Consider the following 16,561-nt stretch of genomic DNA (forward strand, 5'->3'; position numbering starts at 1 on the left):
CCTGGTCCGCTTCATCGCCTCCTTACTGCCTTTTATCTCTGCTCAATCGGTTGAACGGCTCAAGCACGGTCCGCCTGCTGGATTTATCCGCCTGGTCTGGATACCCTTATGTAACGTGAAATTCATCACGCATCTTCAACGTCAGTACCGTCGTTTCGAGTCCTGCAAGGAAGCATCATGGGCACACACGACCGCGGTCAACAGCAAGACGATGGGCACAAGCCCATGCTTATGCATGAACCAAATCCTGTCACCCGACCACTCAAGCGCCGCCGTACATTAACCCTGGCTCAACTTCTGTGGCTGGCGTTGCTGCTGTTTGCCAGCCTGCTGGCCTGGAATGCGCTGGAGGATATTGAACAGCTGCAAGCCCCTGTCACGCTGCTTGAGCCCGCTGACGGTATCGATACTCCCCCTTCGGCCCAGGGTCTTGTCGATCTTTCGCTGGATCAGACCGAAATTGCTTCTTCTGCTGAACTGGCCTGTATGCGAAGCGACGGCGAGATAGATGACTCGATCATTCGCTGTCATCTGGGAAAGCCACCATACCCTCATCAAGGGGGGGTCCCTAGAGCCTACCGCGCCCACCATGATCACCTGCCACGGGCGCTCATCTATCCGGCCGACCCGGTACGGGAAAGCGAGCAGCACTGGGTTGAGGCATGGGGTAGCAGTGACAGCTATCTGGCGGCCTGGGAGATTGTTAACAACCGCATCGACGACACCAGCGTATGCGGCAACTACCGCAAGGATTCGGTCGGCTATAGCGAATGCCGCAAGGGCGCTAAGGAATATTTCAGACAAAAGTGCCAGGACTGGCGCGTCCGCCACGATAAGGATGAGCAGAACAAAAGCAAGTGGATGGAAGAACGGTACTGCTCGGCCAAAAGCTATTTCGATCCGATGGGCTAACACCGCCTAACACGTCAAGTCCGTCTTATAAGCAGAACCCGTTCACCAATTCGGCTGATCCCGCTCGCCACGCTTTCCAATCCCCTATATACGGTGCGCCGACTGACCTCTGGTTGCAGGTCGGCTCTACTCCATTTGAGCTCATAGGGAGATCTCATGCTCAAGCGTAACCCCGCGGTTGCCCTGTTCTTCACCCTGATATGCGCCTGCCTACTGTCCGCCTGCTCCAACGAAGAGGCGCAGCGCAAGGCATTCATTGAATTCCTGCAAACCCGCATCATCGATAAGCCCGGCGTACACGTTCCGGTTCTTCGGGACGAAGACAAGAACCTCTTTGGCGAATACAGCGCCCAGTATGCAGCGATGCAGCACTTTCACGAGTCCCTCAACGAGCGAACCGAAGACTCGCTGACCACGGCGATGAAGCAGATGAACATCAGCTCGATGGGACAGGCTATTCAGCGCCGCGAGGATATTCAATCTGCCCAAAAAACACTGAACGAGCTGCCAGCGCTGATCAGCGAAGAACAGGCGAAGGCGGATGAAGCGCGTAAATCCTTCAAGCAGCCGGAAGATCTGAAGGCTGTCTATGACAAGGCCTATGATCGAGTTGTCACCCAGCCGGCCGAAGCCATGAAAAACATGATGCCGGTTGCCAGCGAGACCCTGACGGCAACGCTCGAAGCGCTTGATTACATCAATGCCCATCAGGACGTGATCAAGGTCAACGGTGCCATGATCGAAGTATCCGACCCCGTTATCCAGAAAGAACTGAACACCCGTCTCCAGGCCCTGAACACCAAGGCCCAGGCGACCATGCAGGCTCAACGCAAGATGGTAGCGGTCGTTTACGGTCGCGGGTAGGAAAGTCGGTGAAGGAAAGGCTGGACAGCGGCTCTCTGCCCAGCCTTTCATGGGTCAACTGGGGACAAGCGGAGTATCCGGGTCAATCACGTCAGGGTTATCGGTCACGTCATCCGGGTGATCAATGATTCCATCAGGCCCTACTGGCTCATCGGGCCAGGGCGACTCCTGGCCACCGCCTGGGTTGATCGGGCTTGGATCCATCGCGTGAATGGGCGCCAGCAGTTCATCACTCATGATGCACCTCGCGTTCTTATCTGTTAGTGACTGTCACTCTGTTGGATAGCCATTCACGGCAAATGTTCGAGCCAGACGCCTGTCACAAAAAATTCATTAATTTATCAAGCCGATAGAATATTTATCGCATTAAGTTTTTTGCTATTTCAACGACACAGTGATGAGTACCTCCCTCTCTCGAGACACTGTGATGCTTAACCGTTCCCTGCGTGCTCAAGTTCTTGCCCTGCTCTGCGGCAGTCTCTTGCTGCTCATGGCTATTTCAATCGTTTCCTTCAAATTTCTTTCCGGGAGCGTTCAACGCTATCAAGGTCTCCTGGCCAATGAGATCCGTAATGTTTTGCTGATCGACGAAGCCAACCTGAACTTTAAAACCCAAGTTCAGGAATGGAAAAACGCCCTGCTGCGCGGCAAGGATGACGCCAAACGCGAAAAACACTGGAATGCCTTCCAGGCAGAAGAGCAAAAGGTTCAGGCACTGCTGTCTGACCTAAGCAAGCAGCCGTGGTCAGACAGCTCTATCGCACAAGCCATTCAAAGCCTGCAGGCCGAGCACAAGACGCTGGGCGCAGCCTATCGCACAGGTTTCGAGCGCTTCAGGGCTGCCGGCTTCGACCCGGAGGCGGGTGACAAGGCCGTTGCAGGTATCGACCGTAGCGCCACCGCCCAGATGGCCGATCTTGTCACCAAACTGCACAAGCACAGTGACGAGCTATCTACCCAAATCAGTGCACAGGCCGACACCACCTTCCTGACGGGCCTGATCGCCTTGATTGGGGGCGGTATCGCCATCCTCGTTATCAGCCTGTGGCTGGTCAATCGCCGTCTGGTCGTACCGATCAGTGAGCTCATCGGCCATATCAATCAGCTCAGTCATGGCAACTTCAGCGTAAATATCCAATCCAGCCGCCAGGATGAACTTGGTCGACTGGCGGGAGCCGCCAGCATTCTACGTAACTTCCTGTCCGATACATTCACACGTCTCAAGCAGAGCACCCAGGACCTGGACTCTGCCAACCGCGACCTGAACGCCATTGCCAACCAGATGGCCCAAGGCAGCAACGAGCAGTTCTCCCGTACCGATCAGGTGGCGACCGCCATGCATGAAATGTCGGCTACTGCCCAAGAAGTCGCACGTCACGCAAGCGAAGCCTCCCTTGCTGCTACCGAAACCGATCAGGCTGTTCAGCGCGGTAGCGTCGTCATGCAGGGCACCATCAAGACCATTGTCGACATGAGCGACGAGATTGCCGGTACGGCCTCTGTCATCAATCAGCTCGAAGAAGACAGCGTGCGTATCGGCAAGGTAATGGAAGTCATCCACGGCATTGCTGAACAGACCAACCTTCTCGCGCTTAACGCGGCCATCGAAGCCGCCCGCGCCGGTGAGGCCGGTCGCGGATTTGCGGTTGTGGCCGATGAGGTCCGTAACCTGGCGCGTCGCACAGCCGACTCGACCAACGAGATCAACCAGATCATTGCCAACGTTCAGACCGGCACTGCCAACGCGGCCAAGGCCATTCAGAACGGTCAGAGCATCAGTGAGCGCAGCGTCACGCAGGTGAAGGAAGCTGGCGCGATTCTGGACACCATCTCGGTCTCGGTCGACTCGATGCGCGCCAAGAACATCCAGATTGCGGCAGCAGCGGAGGAACAGACATCCGTCAGTGAAGACATTGCTCGTAACCTGACTGAAATTACGGCCATTGCCAGCGCCAACCAGGCCCAGGTTGAAAAGACGCAAGACGCTGCGGTGCACTTGCAAAACCTGTCCCAGGGACTGGCCGAGCTGACCAAGCGCTTGGGCGCAGCCTGATTGACCTACAGCCATCCGCCCCCTACAGGCTGATGGCTGGTTTCAGGTAAAAGCCAAACGTGCCATTCGTCCCTACCGCGAACGGCTTTCCCGTGGACTACTCTAAATTGTCTTTAGCGGGAGCCCTGGCATGAAAAATCTCCGGCATACCGACAGCGCACACGTTACGCCTAGCAAAACCACGCCTTTACCCTCCCGCTCCGGCCCGCTTGTGTGGGGCTCCCTGGCCGTCGCGGCATCAGCCATGCTGGTCCGCCATTACAGCCGTCAGGCGGAAAAGCAGCACCCACCGGCAGGCACCTTTATCGAGGTGGATGGTATCCGGATCCATTACGTCGAATACGGTGAGGGACAGCCCCTTGTGCTTCTGCATGGCAACACGACCATGGGTACTGACTTCGAGTTGAGCGAACTGGTCGAACACGCAGCCCGTACCTATCGGGTCATCATCTTTGACCGCCCAGGGTATGGCTACAGTGAGCGCCCGTCGTCTATTGTCTGGGGTCCGCTCGAACAGGCCCATTTGCTCAATCGGGCCTTTGCCGCAATGGGTATCGACCGCCCTATCGTTCTCGGCCATTCCTGGGGCGCATTGGTGGCCATGGCGCTGGGGCTCGACTTCCCGCAGTCTGTCCGAGGCCTTGTGCTGCTGTCCGGCTATTATTACCCGACCGTTCGCCCTGATATTCCCATGGCGGCTTTGCCGGCCATCCCCGGCGTGGGTGACCTCATGTGCCACTCCGTTTCACCGCTGCTGTATCGCAGCATATGGCCACTCATGATGAAGCGAATGTTTGCACCCGCCAAAGTGCCCGCCCGCTTCAAGCGATTTCCGGCCTGGATGGCCTTTCGTCCTGTGCAGCTTCATGCCAGCGCAGCCGAAATAGCCCTGATCATTCCCGCAACGCTACAACTCAAGGAGCGTTACAAAACGCTGACAGTACCCTCCATCATCATGGCGGGACGCGAGGATCGGCTGGTTCATACCCATGTGCACTCGGGCAGGCTGCATACCGAGTTGCCGGAGATGGATTTCCGTGTCATCGAGGGCGCCGGGCATATGCTGCATCACTTGGCACCGCAGGCAGTACTCGACGCTATTCATACCTTGGCCGAACAGACACCGTCGGGTTGAACCTGTCTGGAGAGTATTCATGAACAGGCGCCGGGCTCAGGTAATATAGGCGCCTTTTCCTGTAACGCGACGCTCAATGAACTCGATACCAGCCCGCATCATCTTCTCCAGCGCCCTGCTGCTCCTGGCTTATACCGCCTTGAGCCATACCCGCCTGGGCACGCTGCTCATCCCTATTCGTGACGCACAAACGCCCGACAATCAGGTGGTGCTGACCGTTGCTGTTGCGACCTTCGTATTGGTAGTCATGCAGATTGCCGCCTGCGTTCCCCTGGGCTTTCTGAGGGATCGCTTCTGGGCCAGCGCAATGGCGTGTGTCCTGCGAGTGCCGTCGTGGCTATTTACTTCTATCAGTGCGGTCATGTGCCTGAGCGAAGCGCTGGCTAATCCTGCTTATTGGGCACCCTGCCTTGCGTACGCCGCCGCAGCGGCCGTGATCCTGTGGCAGGACTACCGGCTGCTCAAAAGCGCCCGTGTCAGCCCTCGCGCCTGAAACCGTCGGGTCCTACCTGCTAGCTATGCTTTTAACGTCAGTTTGAGCGGATGATCACGCAACGTAAGGCTTCACTGATCTTTTGAAACAACTCCGCCTCGCAGGCAGTTGTCAGAACGGGGCACTCTCGCGTTCCATCCCTCGGACAGACCTACACGTGAAGTGTCAGAGATAAACAAGTCATAGGGGATCTCAGACGCAATGACCGCTACCGAAACCCGCCGCGCCCTTCTGCTGATCAATAAACGCGCCCGCCGTGGAAGTGAATCCTACACGCCCATCGTTGAAAAGCTCAGCCAGGGCGGAATAACCGTAGTCGAACCTACCGGAGGGGAAAACCTTTCCATCAGCGAGAAGATCAGACAGGCTAAAGGATGCGACCTGATCATCGTCGGCGGCGGCGACGGCACGTTGAACGCCGCAGCTCCCGCCCTGATTGAGGCTGGCCTGCCCGTCGGCCTCCTGCCGCTCGGCACTGCCAACGACCTGGCCAAGACACTGAATATTCCTCAGGACCCGCTCGAGGCCGTCGACATCATTGTGCGGGGGCAGCTGCGAGCCATCGATGTAGGTGTCGTCAACGATCATGTCTTTCTCAACGTCGCCAGCATTGGCTTCAGTGCCGATCTGGCTGATCAGCTGACCGCGGATATCAAGAAGAAATGGGGCAGTCTCGGCTATGGCCTGACCGCCTTTAGGCTACTGCGCCGCTTTCGCCGTTTCACTCTGTATATCGAACATGACGGACAGGTGGAAAAGGTCCGAACGGTCCAGGCATCCGTGGGCAATGGCCGTCACTATGGCGGTGGCATGACGGTGGAAGAATCCGCAACCGCCGACGATGGACGCCTGGATTTCTATAGCCTTGAGGTCAGGCATTGGTGGGAACTGATCGCATTGCTGCCCAGCCTGCACAAGGGCACCCATGGCAAGGCAGATAAGGTCAGGGCGTTTCAGACAACCGCTATCCGGCTGAACACCCGCAAACCCATGCCTATCAATACTGATGGTGAGCTGACCACCTACACGCCCGCTCTCTTTTCTATCAAACCCAAAGCGCTCAGGATCTATCGTCCATAGAGCGCACCTATCGAACCATGGGTGAAAGAATCGGAAACACTCGCACCTGCCTTATTCAGCTTCAGTTAAGCCCACCCCCCGTAGGCTATACGCCCAGAATTCTGAACCTGACCTAACATGCAGAACGCTCTCTCCTCCAAAACGATGGCAACGGCCTTGGCCTGCTTGCTAGTGGCAGCCGCGATAACCGCAGGTGCCCAGCAGCGCCTGTTTGAGCAGGTCTGGTTCCGTCTGGAACAGCGCTTCAGCTCCGAGGAGGCCCAAGGGCAAGCCCTGTGGTTGCCTGACTACCATGTCACAATCGATGCCAAGCCACTGGGTAATGACGAAAACATGTCAGCGCTGACCTTCGACGCCAGCCGCCAAACGCTTTTTACGGTGACCAACAAGGACTCGCACCTTATCGAGCTTTCGCTCTCCGGTGATGTACTGCGTCGTATTCCGCTCCGGGGTTTCGGTGATCCGGAAGCGATCGAATACGTTCGTCCCGGCGTCCTCCTGATTACAGAGGAACGTAACCATCGTCTGATCGAAGTGCATGTCAATGATCAGACCCAGGTCATCGATATTGCCGACCCAGCCAATGCCAAACAGTTTTCACTCAGCGCGGCGGATAATAATAACAAAGGCTTCGAGGGCCTGGCCTACGACCCCAAGGAGCAGCGCCTTTTTGTTGCCAAGGAAAAGGACCCGGTCCGCATCTTCGAGATCAACGGCTTTTTGACCGCCTCGCCCGACCAGCCGATCGACATCGACGTGCATGTCAACGCACAGCGCGACCGGGATTTGTTTGTGACCGACCTGTCCAGCCTTCACTATGATACGAGTACAGGCCATCTGCTGGCCTTGTCTGATGAATCCAAGATGATCGTGGAAATGGATGCCACCGGTAAGCCGGTCAGCTCCTTCAGCTTGAGGCGTGGTAATCAGGGGCTTGCCAAGGATGTTCCCCAGGCTGAGGGCATGACAATGGATGATCAGGGCAACCTGTATGTGATCAGTGAGCCTAACCTGTTCTACGCCTTCAAGAAGAAGTCATAGGCCTAGTCGAGCTCTTTATCCGCAAGGCTCTGGTGAGCCTTGCGCTGCCGGGTTACGCTGTATGGCGTTTCCATCCTGCCCGTGCCCTGAATGAAAGTCACCCTCGTTACGTATCTGGTTCGCTACCCGTCTGCAAGCCTGTTACTTATCCAGCTATTGGGCATCGTGCTCTATCCCTTCATGGAGAACATGCCGGGTGGGCGAGCCGTCTTTGGTGCGTTTGGCGTCATCGTACTGGTTGCTGCCCTGCGTATGGTTCGCCGCAGTCCAATGCTCCACTCGATTGCCTTCATTCTGGCCGCGCTCATCCTGTGCTTGGCTATCGTCAGCGAGATCTGGCCCAACCAGGCCGTTACGGTTGCCTCCGCCCTGCTGGAAGGCGCCTTTTACTTTTACGCAGCCGCCAGCCTGATTGCCTACATGATGGAGGATCAGCGCGCATCGACCGATGAGCTGTTTGCCGTAGGCGCAACCTTTACTCTGCTGGCCTGGGCGTTTGCCTATGCCTTTACCGTTTGCCAGTTGCTCCTGCCAGGCAGTTTTACCGCCATGCAGAACCCTGAGGCACCACGGACCTGGATGGAACTGCTATTCCTGAGCTTTACCACGCTTTCCGGCGTAGGGCTGGGTGACGTTCTGCCTATTTCACCGCTTGCCCGCGGTCTGGTAATGCTCGAGGAGTTTGCAGGCGTCATGTACATCACATTGGTAGTGGCTCGCCTGATCAGCCTGACAGTCATCAAGCGCTAGAACCAACCGGTCGCCCCTTGTAAACGACAGCCCGGCTTTTAGCACCTGACACACCGATAGCCCATCGATATCATCCCGCCTACATACCTGTTACCCAGACAGGCCGACGGTTGGGCAGCCGGCGTGATAGACAGTCTCTCAAGTGCTGGATAGACTGGGTCGTTCACTAATCCCCTCCCTTTCCAACGTCATTCATTCGTGACCTGATCGTGAGCGAAGCTGTGCCTGTGTGCTGCTACTCATGGCAAGGCATTGGCCCCTACTGCCAGGTACCTGGCGTACCGCACCCTTCTTTTTATACCGGCATGACTACCATCGAAAACGAACATCTGCGTCTGCGTATCGCCAAACTCGAAGCCGAGAATATGGCGCTCAAGGCCGTTGCCGAAACGACTCACCAACAGAACCAGCGCCATCAGGATATTCTGAACAGTGCTGTCGATTTTGCGATCATCACAACCGACCAGTGCGGTCGCATTACTCACTGGAACTCTGGTGCAGAGCAGGTCTTTGGCTGGACAGCCGAAAGTATACTAGGGGCCTCTATCAATCGCCTCTTCACTGTAGAGGACCAATTCCAGCAGCGCGCCGAATGCGAGATGCAACGTGCCCTGGAAAAAGGTCGCGCCAGTGATGAGCGTTGGCACCAGAAAAAGGACGGCGCCCTGTTCTGGGCCAATGGCGAGATGATGCCGCTCCGATCAGCCGATGGAACCCACCTGGGTTTTCTGAAAATTCTGCGCGATCAGACCCGGCAGCAAAAAGTAATTGAAGCTCAGCAGGCCGATGCCGAGTTCCTGCGCAGCGTGTTGGCCTCCTCTGACGACTGCATCAAGGTGCTCGACCTTGACGGCAAACTGCTTTACATGAGCCCAAACGGCCAGGACGCTATGGAAGTCAGCGACTTCAATGCCATTGCGGGTTGCCCCTGGCCGACTTTCTGGCAAGACAAGGGGAGCCAGGAAGCGAAAGAGGCCATGACGCTGGCCCGCGCGGGTCAGGTTGGCCGGTTCATCGGGCAGGCCAATACCCTGGCAGGAACCCCTAAGTGGTGGGATGTACAGGTCACGCCTATCCTCGGCTCTCATGGGAGGCCTGAAAAGCTGCTCTCCATTTCGCGGGACATTACTGCGAATCACTCTATCGAGAATGCGCTACGCATCTCTCGCCAGATGAACAGCCTTATTCTCAATTCGAGTCAGGATTGCATCGTGATCATGGATCTCGAAGGGCATACCCAGTTCGTGAGCCCCGGCGGTATAGAGTCCATGGAGATTACGGACCTCTCTTGCGTACTGGGTAAGCCGTGGCTCCGGGTATGGAAAGACGCAGATCTGGAGGCGGCACGCAACGCCATCGCAAATGCTCGCGCGGGAGGGACAGGACGCTTCCAGGGCTACTGCCCTACCCACACAGGAAAACCCAAATGGTGGGATATTGCTATTTCCTACATACCAGGCGCAGACGGCACGCCTGAAAAACTGCTCTCCATTGGCCGCGACATCACCGAACGCACCCGCGCTGAGCTGGCGCTGAAGGAAAGCGAAACCCGCCTGGCTTCCATTTTCGACGAAGCCTCGGTAGGCCTGTCCGAAATCAGCCTCGACGGCCGCTTTCTACGGGTCAATGACGAGCTCTGCCGCCTGTTGGGTCGCTCTCGCACAGAGATGTTAAGCACAACCGCAAAGACCGTTACCCTAGCGGAAGACCAACCCAGGACGCTCGAGGCGCTTCAACATGTCCTGGCCACCCGACAGCCGACTCGCCTCGACAAGCGCTACCTCCGACCCGATGGTACTATTGTCTGGGCCAATAGCAATCTGACCTGTCTGAACGATGATGAAGGCAACCTACACTCGATCATTGCCGTGACCATCGATCTCTCGGCTCGCAAAGCGGCCGAAGACCGGCTCAAGGCCAGCGAGAGCCAGTTGAGGGAGCTGAACGAGACGCTTGAGCAACGTGTCGAGGAGCGTACCCGCGAGCGCGACCAGATCTGGCGCAGCACGCCAGACCTGGTTTGCACCGCCAGCCCGGAAGGCTACTTTCTCAACCTCAACCCTGCCTGGAGCGAAACCCTGGGCTGGTCGGAGCAGGAGCTGAAGGCACGCCCCTACAAGGATTTTCTCCACCCAGACGACTTGGAACATACCGTGCAAACCAAACGGCTACTTGCCAACGGCCAGGCCTTGTCAAACTTCGAGAACCGCTACCGGCACAAGGATGGCAGCTATCGCTGGTTATCCTGGAACTCCCAACGTCGTGACGGGCTGTTCCACAGCATTGCACGTGATATCACCACAATAAAGGCGCAGGCCGAAGCCCTGCATCAGACGGAGGAACGGTTGCGCCATAGCCAGAAAATGGAGGCCGTAGGACAGCTCACCGGCGGTCTGGCTCATGACTTCAACAACCTGCTCACCGGGATTTCCGGTAGCCTGGACCTGCTCAAGACGCGCCTGACCCAAGGACGCTTGAACGATCTGAATAAATACATCACCGCTGCTCAGGACTCTGCCAATCGAGCCGCGGCCCTGACCCACCGATTGCTGGCCTTTTCCCGTCGCCAAACGCTCGACCCCAAACCCACCCAGGCCAACCAGCTGATCGAAGGCATGCGTGAACTGATCACACGTACCGTAGGGCCAGCCGTGTGTATCACGACCGATCTCAGCGAAGCACTCTGGCCCACGCTCTGTGATCCCCATCAGCTCGAAAACGCCCTACTGAACCTGTGCATCAATGCACGAGATGCCATGCCGGATGGTGGTCGATTACTCATTCGAACCGAAAATCGCTACCAGGATGAGGCCAGCGCCCATGAGCGCGACATGAACCCCGGGCAGTACATCGTGACGGAAGTATCCGACACGGGCACGGGCATGTCGCCGGAAATCATGGAGCGTATATTCGATCCATTTTTTACAACCAAGCCCATCGGCATGGGCACTGGACTGGGTCTTTCCATGATCTATGGATTTGCCAAGCAGTCCGGCGGTCAAGTGCGTGTCCTGTCCGAACCCGGTAAGGGCACCACCATGAAAATTTATTTGCCTCGCTATGCAGGTGCGGTCGAGGCCGGTGCGGAGCAGGTTAGATCAGGGGAGGCACCGCGCACGGAAAAGGGTGAAACCGTACTTATCGTTGATGATGAGCCCACCGTACGCATGCTGATCAAAGAGGTACTCGAGGAGCTGGGCTATAGGGCAATCGAAGCGGCTGACGGCGCGTCAGGGCTTGACATACTCTCCTCTTCCACCCATATCGATCTGCTGATTTCGGACGTAGGATTGCCAGGGGGCATGAACGGCCGCCAGATGGCCGATGCCGCTCGCCATCAACGTCCGGACCTGAAGGTACTATTTATTACCGGCTATGCAGAAAATTCGGTAGTAGGCAATGGTAATCTGGAGAATGGCATGCATCTCATGACCAAACCTTTTTCCATGGAGTTGCTGGCAACCCGCCTGGAAACTATCCTCAAGAGTTGTTGAACAATGCTGAATGCGGCCTCAAGAAAATGGAGCGCCAACCGCTATATACCTAATGCTTGACCATTTTGCAGTTTGGGTAGGGCGTTCTGTCACTTGTCAGGATTACGCTACGGCCTCAACCTGAACGAGTCGGGACCTTATCGCAATCGGTGTGTCCAACACGAGTGACTACGGATCATTTACGTACGTGCCCTTACACGTCGTAACCTCCGTTCTATATCCTTAGCGTGGCAAGCCCAAGTCATAGACTTGAGTTTGAACAGGTACCGGAATCTTGCAGCAAAAGAAAGAAACGCTCTTTGATCGCTTGCAACAGTGGGTATTACGCCATGAATGGCCTACCCCCCTGCGCTATGCTGTCGCCGGGGCAGCTGTCATTGTCAGTGCAGGCGTTCGTCTGGCCCTGCCTGTTCTGGGCCTGCCGTACCTGCTGTTCATTCCGCTTCTGATGATTATCGGCTTCACGCTGGGCCTGGGGCCCGGTCTTTTCGCCACCGTCGTTGCCGCCCTTGCAGCGGCCTACCTGTTTGTCTCTACCCCCTTCACGTTCGATCTCGATCTGCTCCAGTGGGCAGCCAACGCCCTGTTCATCCTCGTCAACTTCGGCATCGTGGCAGTGTGCGCTGCACTCAGAAAGAACCTGATTCGCCTGAACGATCTGATGGACACGCTAGAGCGTCGCGTAGAGGAACGTACCCGTGAGCGCGACCAGATCTGGCAAACAACGCCTGATCTAGTGTGTACGACTAACGCTGCTGGCTATTTTGTAAGCCTTAACCCGGCGTGGACTAAAACCCTTGGCTGGTCCGACCAGGAGATGCATTCCAAACCCTTCAGTGAATTTGTCCACCCGGACGATGTAGAGCGCACCGCCCAGGCACTGCACATGCTGCAACGGGGCGACACGGTCTTTCGCTTTGAGAACCGCTACCGGCACAAGAATGGCACGTATCACTGGTTGTCCTGGAACGCCGTGGCTCGAGGGGATCAAATTTATGCCACGGTGCGCGATATTTCGCCTGAAAAAGAGCAAAGCGAAGCACTTAACCGTGCCGAAGAATTGTTGCGACACAGCCAGAAAATGGAAGCCGTAGGTCAGCTTACTGGCGGTATCGCTCATGACTTCAATAATCTGCTGACAGGCATCTCCGGTAGCCTCGAGATGATCCAGATGCGTGTAGCCCAGGGTCGCGCTACGGATATCGATCGGTATATTACCGCCGCCCAGACGGCTGCCAGCCGCGCGGCTTCCCTGACCCACCGGCTGCTGGCCTTCTCCCGTCGCCAAACGCTCGATCCCAAACCGACCCAGGCCAACACACTGATCGAAAGCATGCAGGACCTGATCGACCGGACGGTAGGCCCGGAGATTACGGTAACCACTAGCCTTTCCGCTGATCTCTGGTCAACGCTGTGCGATCCGAACCAACTGGAAAGTGCCCTGCTCAATCTATGTATCAATGCACGGGATGCCATGCCGGACGGCGGCCAGCTGACAATCCGTACCGCCAATATCTGGGTCGATGAGCGCGATGCCCATGAACAGGACATGCTCTCTGGGCAATACGTTGCCATAGCAGTCATGGACACTGGCATTGGCATGACCCCAGAAATCGTAGCGCGGGCATTTGACCCATTCTTTACGACTAAACCCATCGGCATGGGGACCGGCTTGGGCCTGTCCATGATTTACGGATTTGCCAAGCAGTCAGGCGGGCAAGCACGCATCTATTCCGAAGCTGGCAAAGGCACCACGGTCTGGATCTATCTGCCGCGCCATCTGGAAGAGAGCAAACCAGAGCCTCAGCAGACTGAACTGATGCGCGCCCCACGTGCAAGCACCGGCGAGACCGTTCTGGTTGTTGACGATGAGCCGATGGTGCGCTTGCTTATCACCGAAGTGCTCGAAGAGTTGGGCTATGCCGCCATCGAAGCGGCCGATGGTGCTTCGGGGCTGAAGATACTGCTCTCCGATACGCACCTGGACCTGCTGATTTCGGACGTGGGCCTGCCCGGCGGCATGAACGGGCGGCAGATGGCCGATGCGGCCCGCCAGGCACGCCCTGATCTCAAGATACTGTTCATCACCGGCTATGCGGAAAATGCAGCCGTGGGAAATGGCAACCTTGAGGCAGGCATGCACGTCATGACCAAACCATTCCCAATGGAGTTGCTGGCCAGCCGGATCAAGGAAATCATTCTGGAAGATTGATTATGGCTTGCGCTCTGCCAGCGGAGGCGCTAATGTTTCTTAATCATTTGCCAGCTGTTGGCTGACGCTACCATGAATCATCTGCATACAGGCCAGTTCTCCTCCTCGTCCGCACCGGACGTGGGGTGCCTGCATGCGCGTTTCTCCCTCGCACCACCTGTCGTATCCCCTCCGGTTGTTGTGGCAGTAGTCGCTGCCTGATGACGCTCGGCTGATTACAGCCGTTTTCTTTCTCCAGTCTTGATCGGAACTGCCTACCACAGGCCGTTGGCTGGAGCCTGCTTTTCGTACTGACAGGTGAAATGACAATGTTAGGTTCATTAAGAACCCTGCTTGTGGCCAATAGCGCCACAGGGTTGTTCGTGCTGCTCTGGAGCAGCGGCGCGTTATTCGCTCACGTGGGTGTTACCCACGCCCCCGCATTCGCGTTCCTGCTGTTACGCTTCCTCATTGCGTTTACAGTGCTCTTGCTAATGGGGCTCTGGCGGCGACGCTGGTTGCCATCGCCGGGCTCTCGCAGCCGGGTAGCTCTCACCGGAGCGCTGCTTATCGGCGGCTACAGCATTTGTTATCTGTTGGCTCTGGATAAAGGCGTTACGCCGGGAGTCCTGGCTACCCTTCTGGGTGTACAACCCATTCTTACCCTGGTGTTGGTTGAAAGACGATTATCACCCCGTCGGCTGGCGGGCCTGCTGTTGGCCCTGGGTGGACTGTCTCTGCTCGTCTACCGCAGCCTGGCGATGGCGCATCTATCCTTGAGTGGAATTCTGTATGCGCTGGCAGCGCTCTTGTGCATGTCGATTGGTGCCATTCTGCAGAAAGGCCTGAGTCAGCCCCCAGCGGACGTCTTGCCGTTGCAGGTCGGTATCAGCCTAGTGCTCTGCCTGCTTTTCGTCCCCTTCCAGCCCATCAGATTTGAGTTGTCCTCGGAGCTTGTGACATCCGTTCTCTGGATGGCCGTCGTCATCTCCGTTCTTGCACAGCTCCTGTTTTATCGACTCGTACAAGCCGGCAATCTGGTAAACGTAACCAGTCTGTTTTATCTGGTGCCACTTGTGACAACGCTGTTGGATTACCTGATTCTTGGTCACCGGGTCGACGCACAAGGTGGTATGGGAATGGTGGCCATCCTTATAGGGCTGGTATTAGTATTCCGTCAAAATAAACCTACCAATAATTGACGCAGCCGTGCCAGAAGGACGGTTTCTACCGCTCTTCTGGCACGGGCTTATTTATTGAGGTTTCGTAATAAACAGGTCTGATACGTGTTTTCCATCCCTCTTTATAGGCTATGGATGCAACGCATCAGACTCAATAACGACAGGACGGCCTGGCATTAGTTGGGCATTGCGATCGTGACAACCAACAAGATACCGAACAAGGTGGAAAGTGTGGCAAACCAAGCCGTAGAGCTGGGTCTTTTACGAGGATATCCGCGGTTTGTTTTTGAAACAGCTGGATATGCAGATTCTGAGTTCATGTCTCTCAAACTGAATAATAGAGTTGCCCGTCAACGACTTCACGGGTAGATGAAGCCAAACGGCGAGCCATAGCGTTCATGCAAGGATGGCTCTACAAGCAAGCGCCACGGTTCAGGACGCCTGTCTCCTTGCACGGCGCATAGATATATCAAACTTTTCAGAGCAGAGAGAGCAAGAGATGTTTGCAAGTTTTTGCATGAAGCGAGGGTTTGAAAGAGCCGGTCCTGGCAGGCAGGACCGAAACAGGAGGGTATACAAGCGGCGCATGCTCCTTTGTTTCCCCCTTCTCTCACTGAGACATCTATTTCCAGACGTGTTCAGGTCAATAGCCCAACAGCCCCTGCGCAGCATCCAGACTGCTTATCTCCACGCCGGTGGACAGCGCCGCGAAGAGCACTACCATGTAGCGCGCCATTTCCAAAGCGTCCGCCTCCTCGCAATCCAAGGTAAGGTCCTCTACGTCCCACAGGGGACAACTGACGCACATGGTTTTCTCGTGGGGGTTGTAGGACAGGTGAATCCCCAGGCGTATCTGAAGTCGACGTGACTCACCATCGTCGATATGGGGCAGCCACTGGAAGCTCTCGCCGTTTTCATCCCTGACGATGGGTATGTCCTGCGCCCAATCGATTACCTTCCAACCTAGGGCTTCGGCCGCCAGAGTCAATTGCTGGCGTTGATCAAACGGATCGCTGTCGGTTTCTAAAGCCATACTGTTACTCCATCAGGGCAATGCTGTACTACTTAAAGCATAGCTGGCTGCTTCAAACAGGCTGAACTTGGCAGATAAGCTGTCGGCTCCGCCTGCGACACAGACATTTGGCAACGTCGAATCCTCAAGCAGATCCAGCATTCTCGTGAGCCAAAAAGACGAGCGAGTCGCCATATCCAGCCCGCACTGCTGGCAGTGCCCTGCCATGTCCGCGCCTCTCTGTACAACCGATCATCGGCCATTGATACCTAGACGAGCATAGCGCTCCAGATTTATCAAGCCGGGCCGATAGCCTCCTATCAGTCCGCGGCAATTGATTGCCGTGTCGTATTTG

The 16,561-nt window shown here is 56.4% G+C and carries 13 protein-coding genes and 1 pseudogene; 12 read left to right on the forward strand and 2 right to left on the reverse strand.

All coding sequences use genetic code 11. The features are described from left to right. Positions 1-177: 177 nt before the first annotated feature. Positions 178-912: a hypothetical protein gene (locus PLU01S_RS09830; RefSeq protein ID WP_074827739.1), complete on the forward strand. Its 735-nt coding sequence runs from the start codon at positions 178-180 to the stop codon at positions 910-912. Positions 913-1,068: 156 nt separating this feature from the next. After that, positions 1,069-1,776 (forward strand): DUF3053 family protein, encoded by a 708-nt coding sequence (locus tag PLU01S_RS09835; protein ID WP_074827741.1) that lies wholly within the window; start codon positions 1,069-1,071, stop codon positions 1,774-1,776. Positions 1,777-1,830: 54 nt separating this feature from the next. On the opposite strand, the gene PLU01S_RS09840 is transcribed toward PLU01S_RS09835, so the two are convergent. Then, complete coding sequence (locus PLU01S_RS09840; RefSeq protein ID WP_019366646.1) at positions 1,831-2,013, reverse strand: hypothetical protein; 183 nt, start codon at positions 2,011-2,013, stop codon at positions 1,831-1,833. Between the two features lie 670 nt (positions 2,014-2,683). On the opposite strand from PLU01S_RS09840, the pseudogene PLU01S_RS26570 reads away from it, so the two are divergent. The 10 genes and pseudogenes from PLU01S_RS26570 to PLU01S_RS09885 form a co-directional block, all read left to right on the forward strand. Beyond that, positions 2,684-2,941, forward strand: a pseudogene (locus PLU01S_RS26570) (HAMP domain-containing protein); the annotation flags it as partial. A 171-nt stretch (positions 2,942-3,112) separates the two neighbouring features. Then, positions 3,113-3,829, forward strand: coding sequence for a methyl-accepting chemotaxis protein (locus tag PLU01S_RS26575; RefSeq protein ID WP_374940326.1), 717 nt, complete (start codon positions 3,113-3,115; stop codon positions 3,827-3,829). Positions 3,830-3,959: 130 nt separating this feature from the next. After that, entirely contained in the window at positions 3,960-4,964 is a 1,005-nt protein-coding gene (locus PLU01S_RS09850; RefSeq protein ID WP_074827744.1) for an alpha/beta fold hydrolase, read from the forward strand. A gap of 76 nt (positions 4,965-5,040) precedes the next feature. After that, the gene (locus PLU01S_RS09855) at positions 5,041-5,457 is read left to right on the forward strand and encodes a hypothetical protein (RefSeq protein WP_019366649.1); all 417 of its coding nucleotides are present in this window, start codon (positions 5,041-5,043) and stop codon (positions 5,455-5,457) included. A 201-nt stretch (positions 5,458-5,658) separates the two neighbouring features. After that, the gene (locus PLU01S_RS09860) at positions 5,659-6,537 is read left to right on the forward strand and encodes a lipid kinase (protein ID WP_074827748.1); all 879 of its coding nucleotides are present in this window, start codon (positions 5,659-5,661) and stop codon (positions 6,535-6,537) included. A gap of 117 nt (positions 6,538-6,654) precedes the next feature. Continuing rightward, complete coding sequence (locus tag PLU01S_RS09865) at positions 6,655-7,578, forward strand: SdiA-regulated domain-containing protein (protein ID WP_074827750.1); 924 nt, start codon at positions 6,655-6,657, stop codon at positions 7,576-7,578. 90 nt (positions 7,579-7,668) lie between these two features. Then, positions 7,669-8,328, forward strand: coding sequence for an ion channel (locus PLU01S_RS09870; protein WP_010797490.1), 660 nt, complete (start codon positions 7,669-7,671; stop codon positions 8,326-8,328). A gap of 209 nt (positions 8,329-8,537) precedes the next feature. Continuing rightward, the gene (locus PLU01S_RS09875; protein WP_139208849.1) at positions 8,538-11,822 is read left to right on the forward strand and encodes a PAS domain S-box protein; all 3,285 of its coding nucleotides are present in this window, start codon (positions 8,538-8,540) and stop codon (positions 11,820-11,822) included. A 274-nt stretch (positions 11,823-12,096) separates the two neighbouring features. After that, entirely contained in the window at positions 12,097-14,034 is a 1,938-nt protein-coding gene (locus tag PLU01S_RS09880) for an ATP-binding protein (protein ID WP_074827755.1), read from the forward strand. A 308-nt stretch (positions 14,035-14,342) separates the two neighbouring features. Further along, complete coding sequence (locus PLU01S_RS09885; RefSeq protein ID WP_074827756.1) at positions 14,343-15,215, forward strand: DMT family transporter; 873 nt, start codon at positions 14,343-14,345, stop codon at positions 15,213-15,215. 622 nt (positions 15,216-15,837) lie between these two features. On the opposite strand, the gene PLU01S_RS09890 is transcribed toward PLU01S_RS09885, so the two are convergent. Then, positions 15,838-16,227 (reverse strand): hypothetical protein, encoded by a 390-nt coding sequence (locus PLU01S_RS09890; protein WP_074827758.1) that lies wholly within the window; start codon positions 16,225-16,227, stop codon positions 15,838-15,840. Positions 16,228-16,561: the final 334 nt, after the last annotated feature.

Source organism: Pseudomonas luteola NBRC 103146, assembly GCF_002091675.1.
Classification (GTDB): Bacteria; Pseudomonadota; Gammaproteobacteria; order Pseudomonadales; family Pseudomonadaceae; genus Chryseomonas; species Chryseomonas luteola.

Coding starts and splice junctions, on each gene's coding strand:
- PLU01S_RS09830 (WP_074827739.1), top strand. CDS start 178: ATGGGCACACACGACCGCGGTCAACAGCAAGACGATGGGCACAAGCCC.
- PLU01S_RS09850 (WP_074827744.1), top strand. CDS start 3,960: ATGAAAAATCTCCGGCATACCGACAGCGCACACGTTACGCCTAGCAAA.
- PLU01S_RS09855 (WP_019366649.1), top strand. CDS start 5,041: ATGAACTCGATACCAGCCCGCATCATCTTCTCCAGCGCCCTGCTGCTC.
- PLU01S_RS09890 (WP_074827758.1), bottom strand. CDS start 16,227: ATGGCTTTAGAAACCGACAGCGATCCGTTTGATCAACGCCAGCAATTG.
- PLU01S_RS26575 (WP_374940326.1), top strand. CDS start 3,113: ATGCATGAAATGTCGGCTACTGCCCAAGAAGTCGCACGTCACGCAAGC.
- PLU01S_RS09835 (WP_074827741.1), top strand. CDS start 1,069: ATGCTCAAGCGTAACCCCGCGGTTGCCCTGTTCTTCACCCTGATATGC.
- PLU01S_RS09870 (WP_010797490.1), top strand. CDS start 7,669: ATGAAAGTCACCCTCGTTACGTATCTGGTTCGCTACCCGTCTGCAAGC.
- PLU01S_RS09885 (WP_074827756.1), top strand. CDS start 14,343: ATGTTAGGTTCATTAAGAACCCTGCTTGTGGCCAATAGCGCCACAGGG.
- PLU01S_RS09840 (WP_019366646.1), bottom strand. CDS start 2,013: ATGAGTGATGAACTGCTGGCGCCCATTCACGCGATGGATCCAAGCCCG.
- PLU01S_RS09865 (WP_074827750.1), top strand. CDS start 6,655: ATGCAGAACGCTCTCTCCTCCAAAACGATGGCAACGGCCTTGGCCTGC.
- PLU01S_RS09860 (WP_074827748.1), top strand. CDS start 5,659: ATGACCGCTACCGAAACCCGCCGCGCCCTTCTGCTGATCAATAAACGC.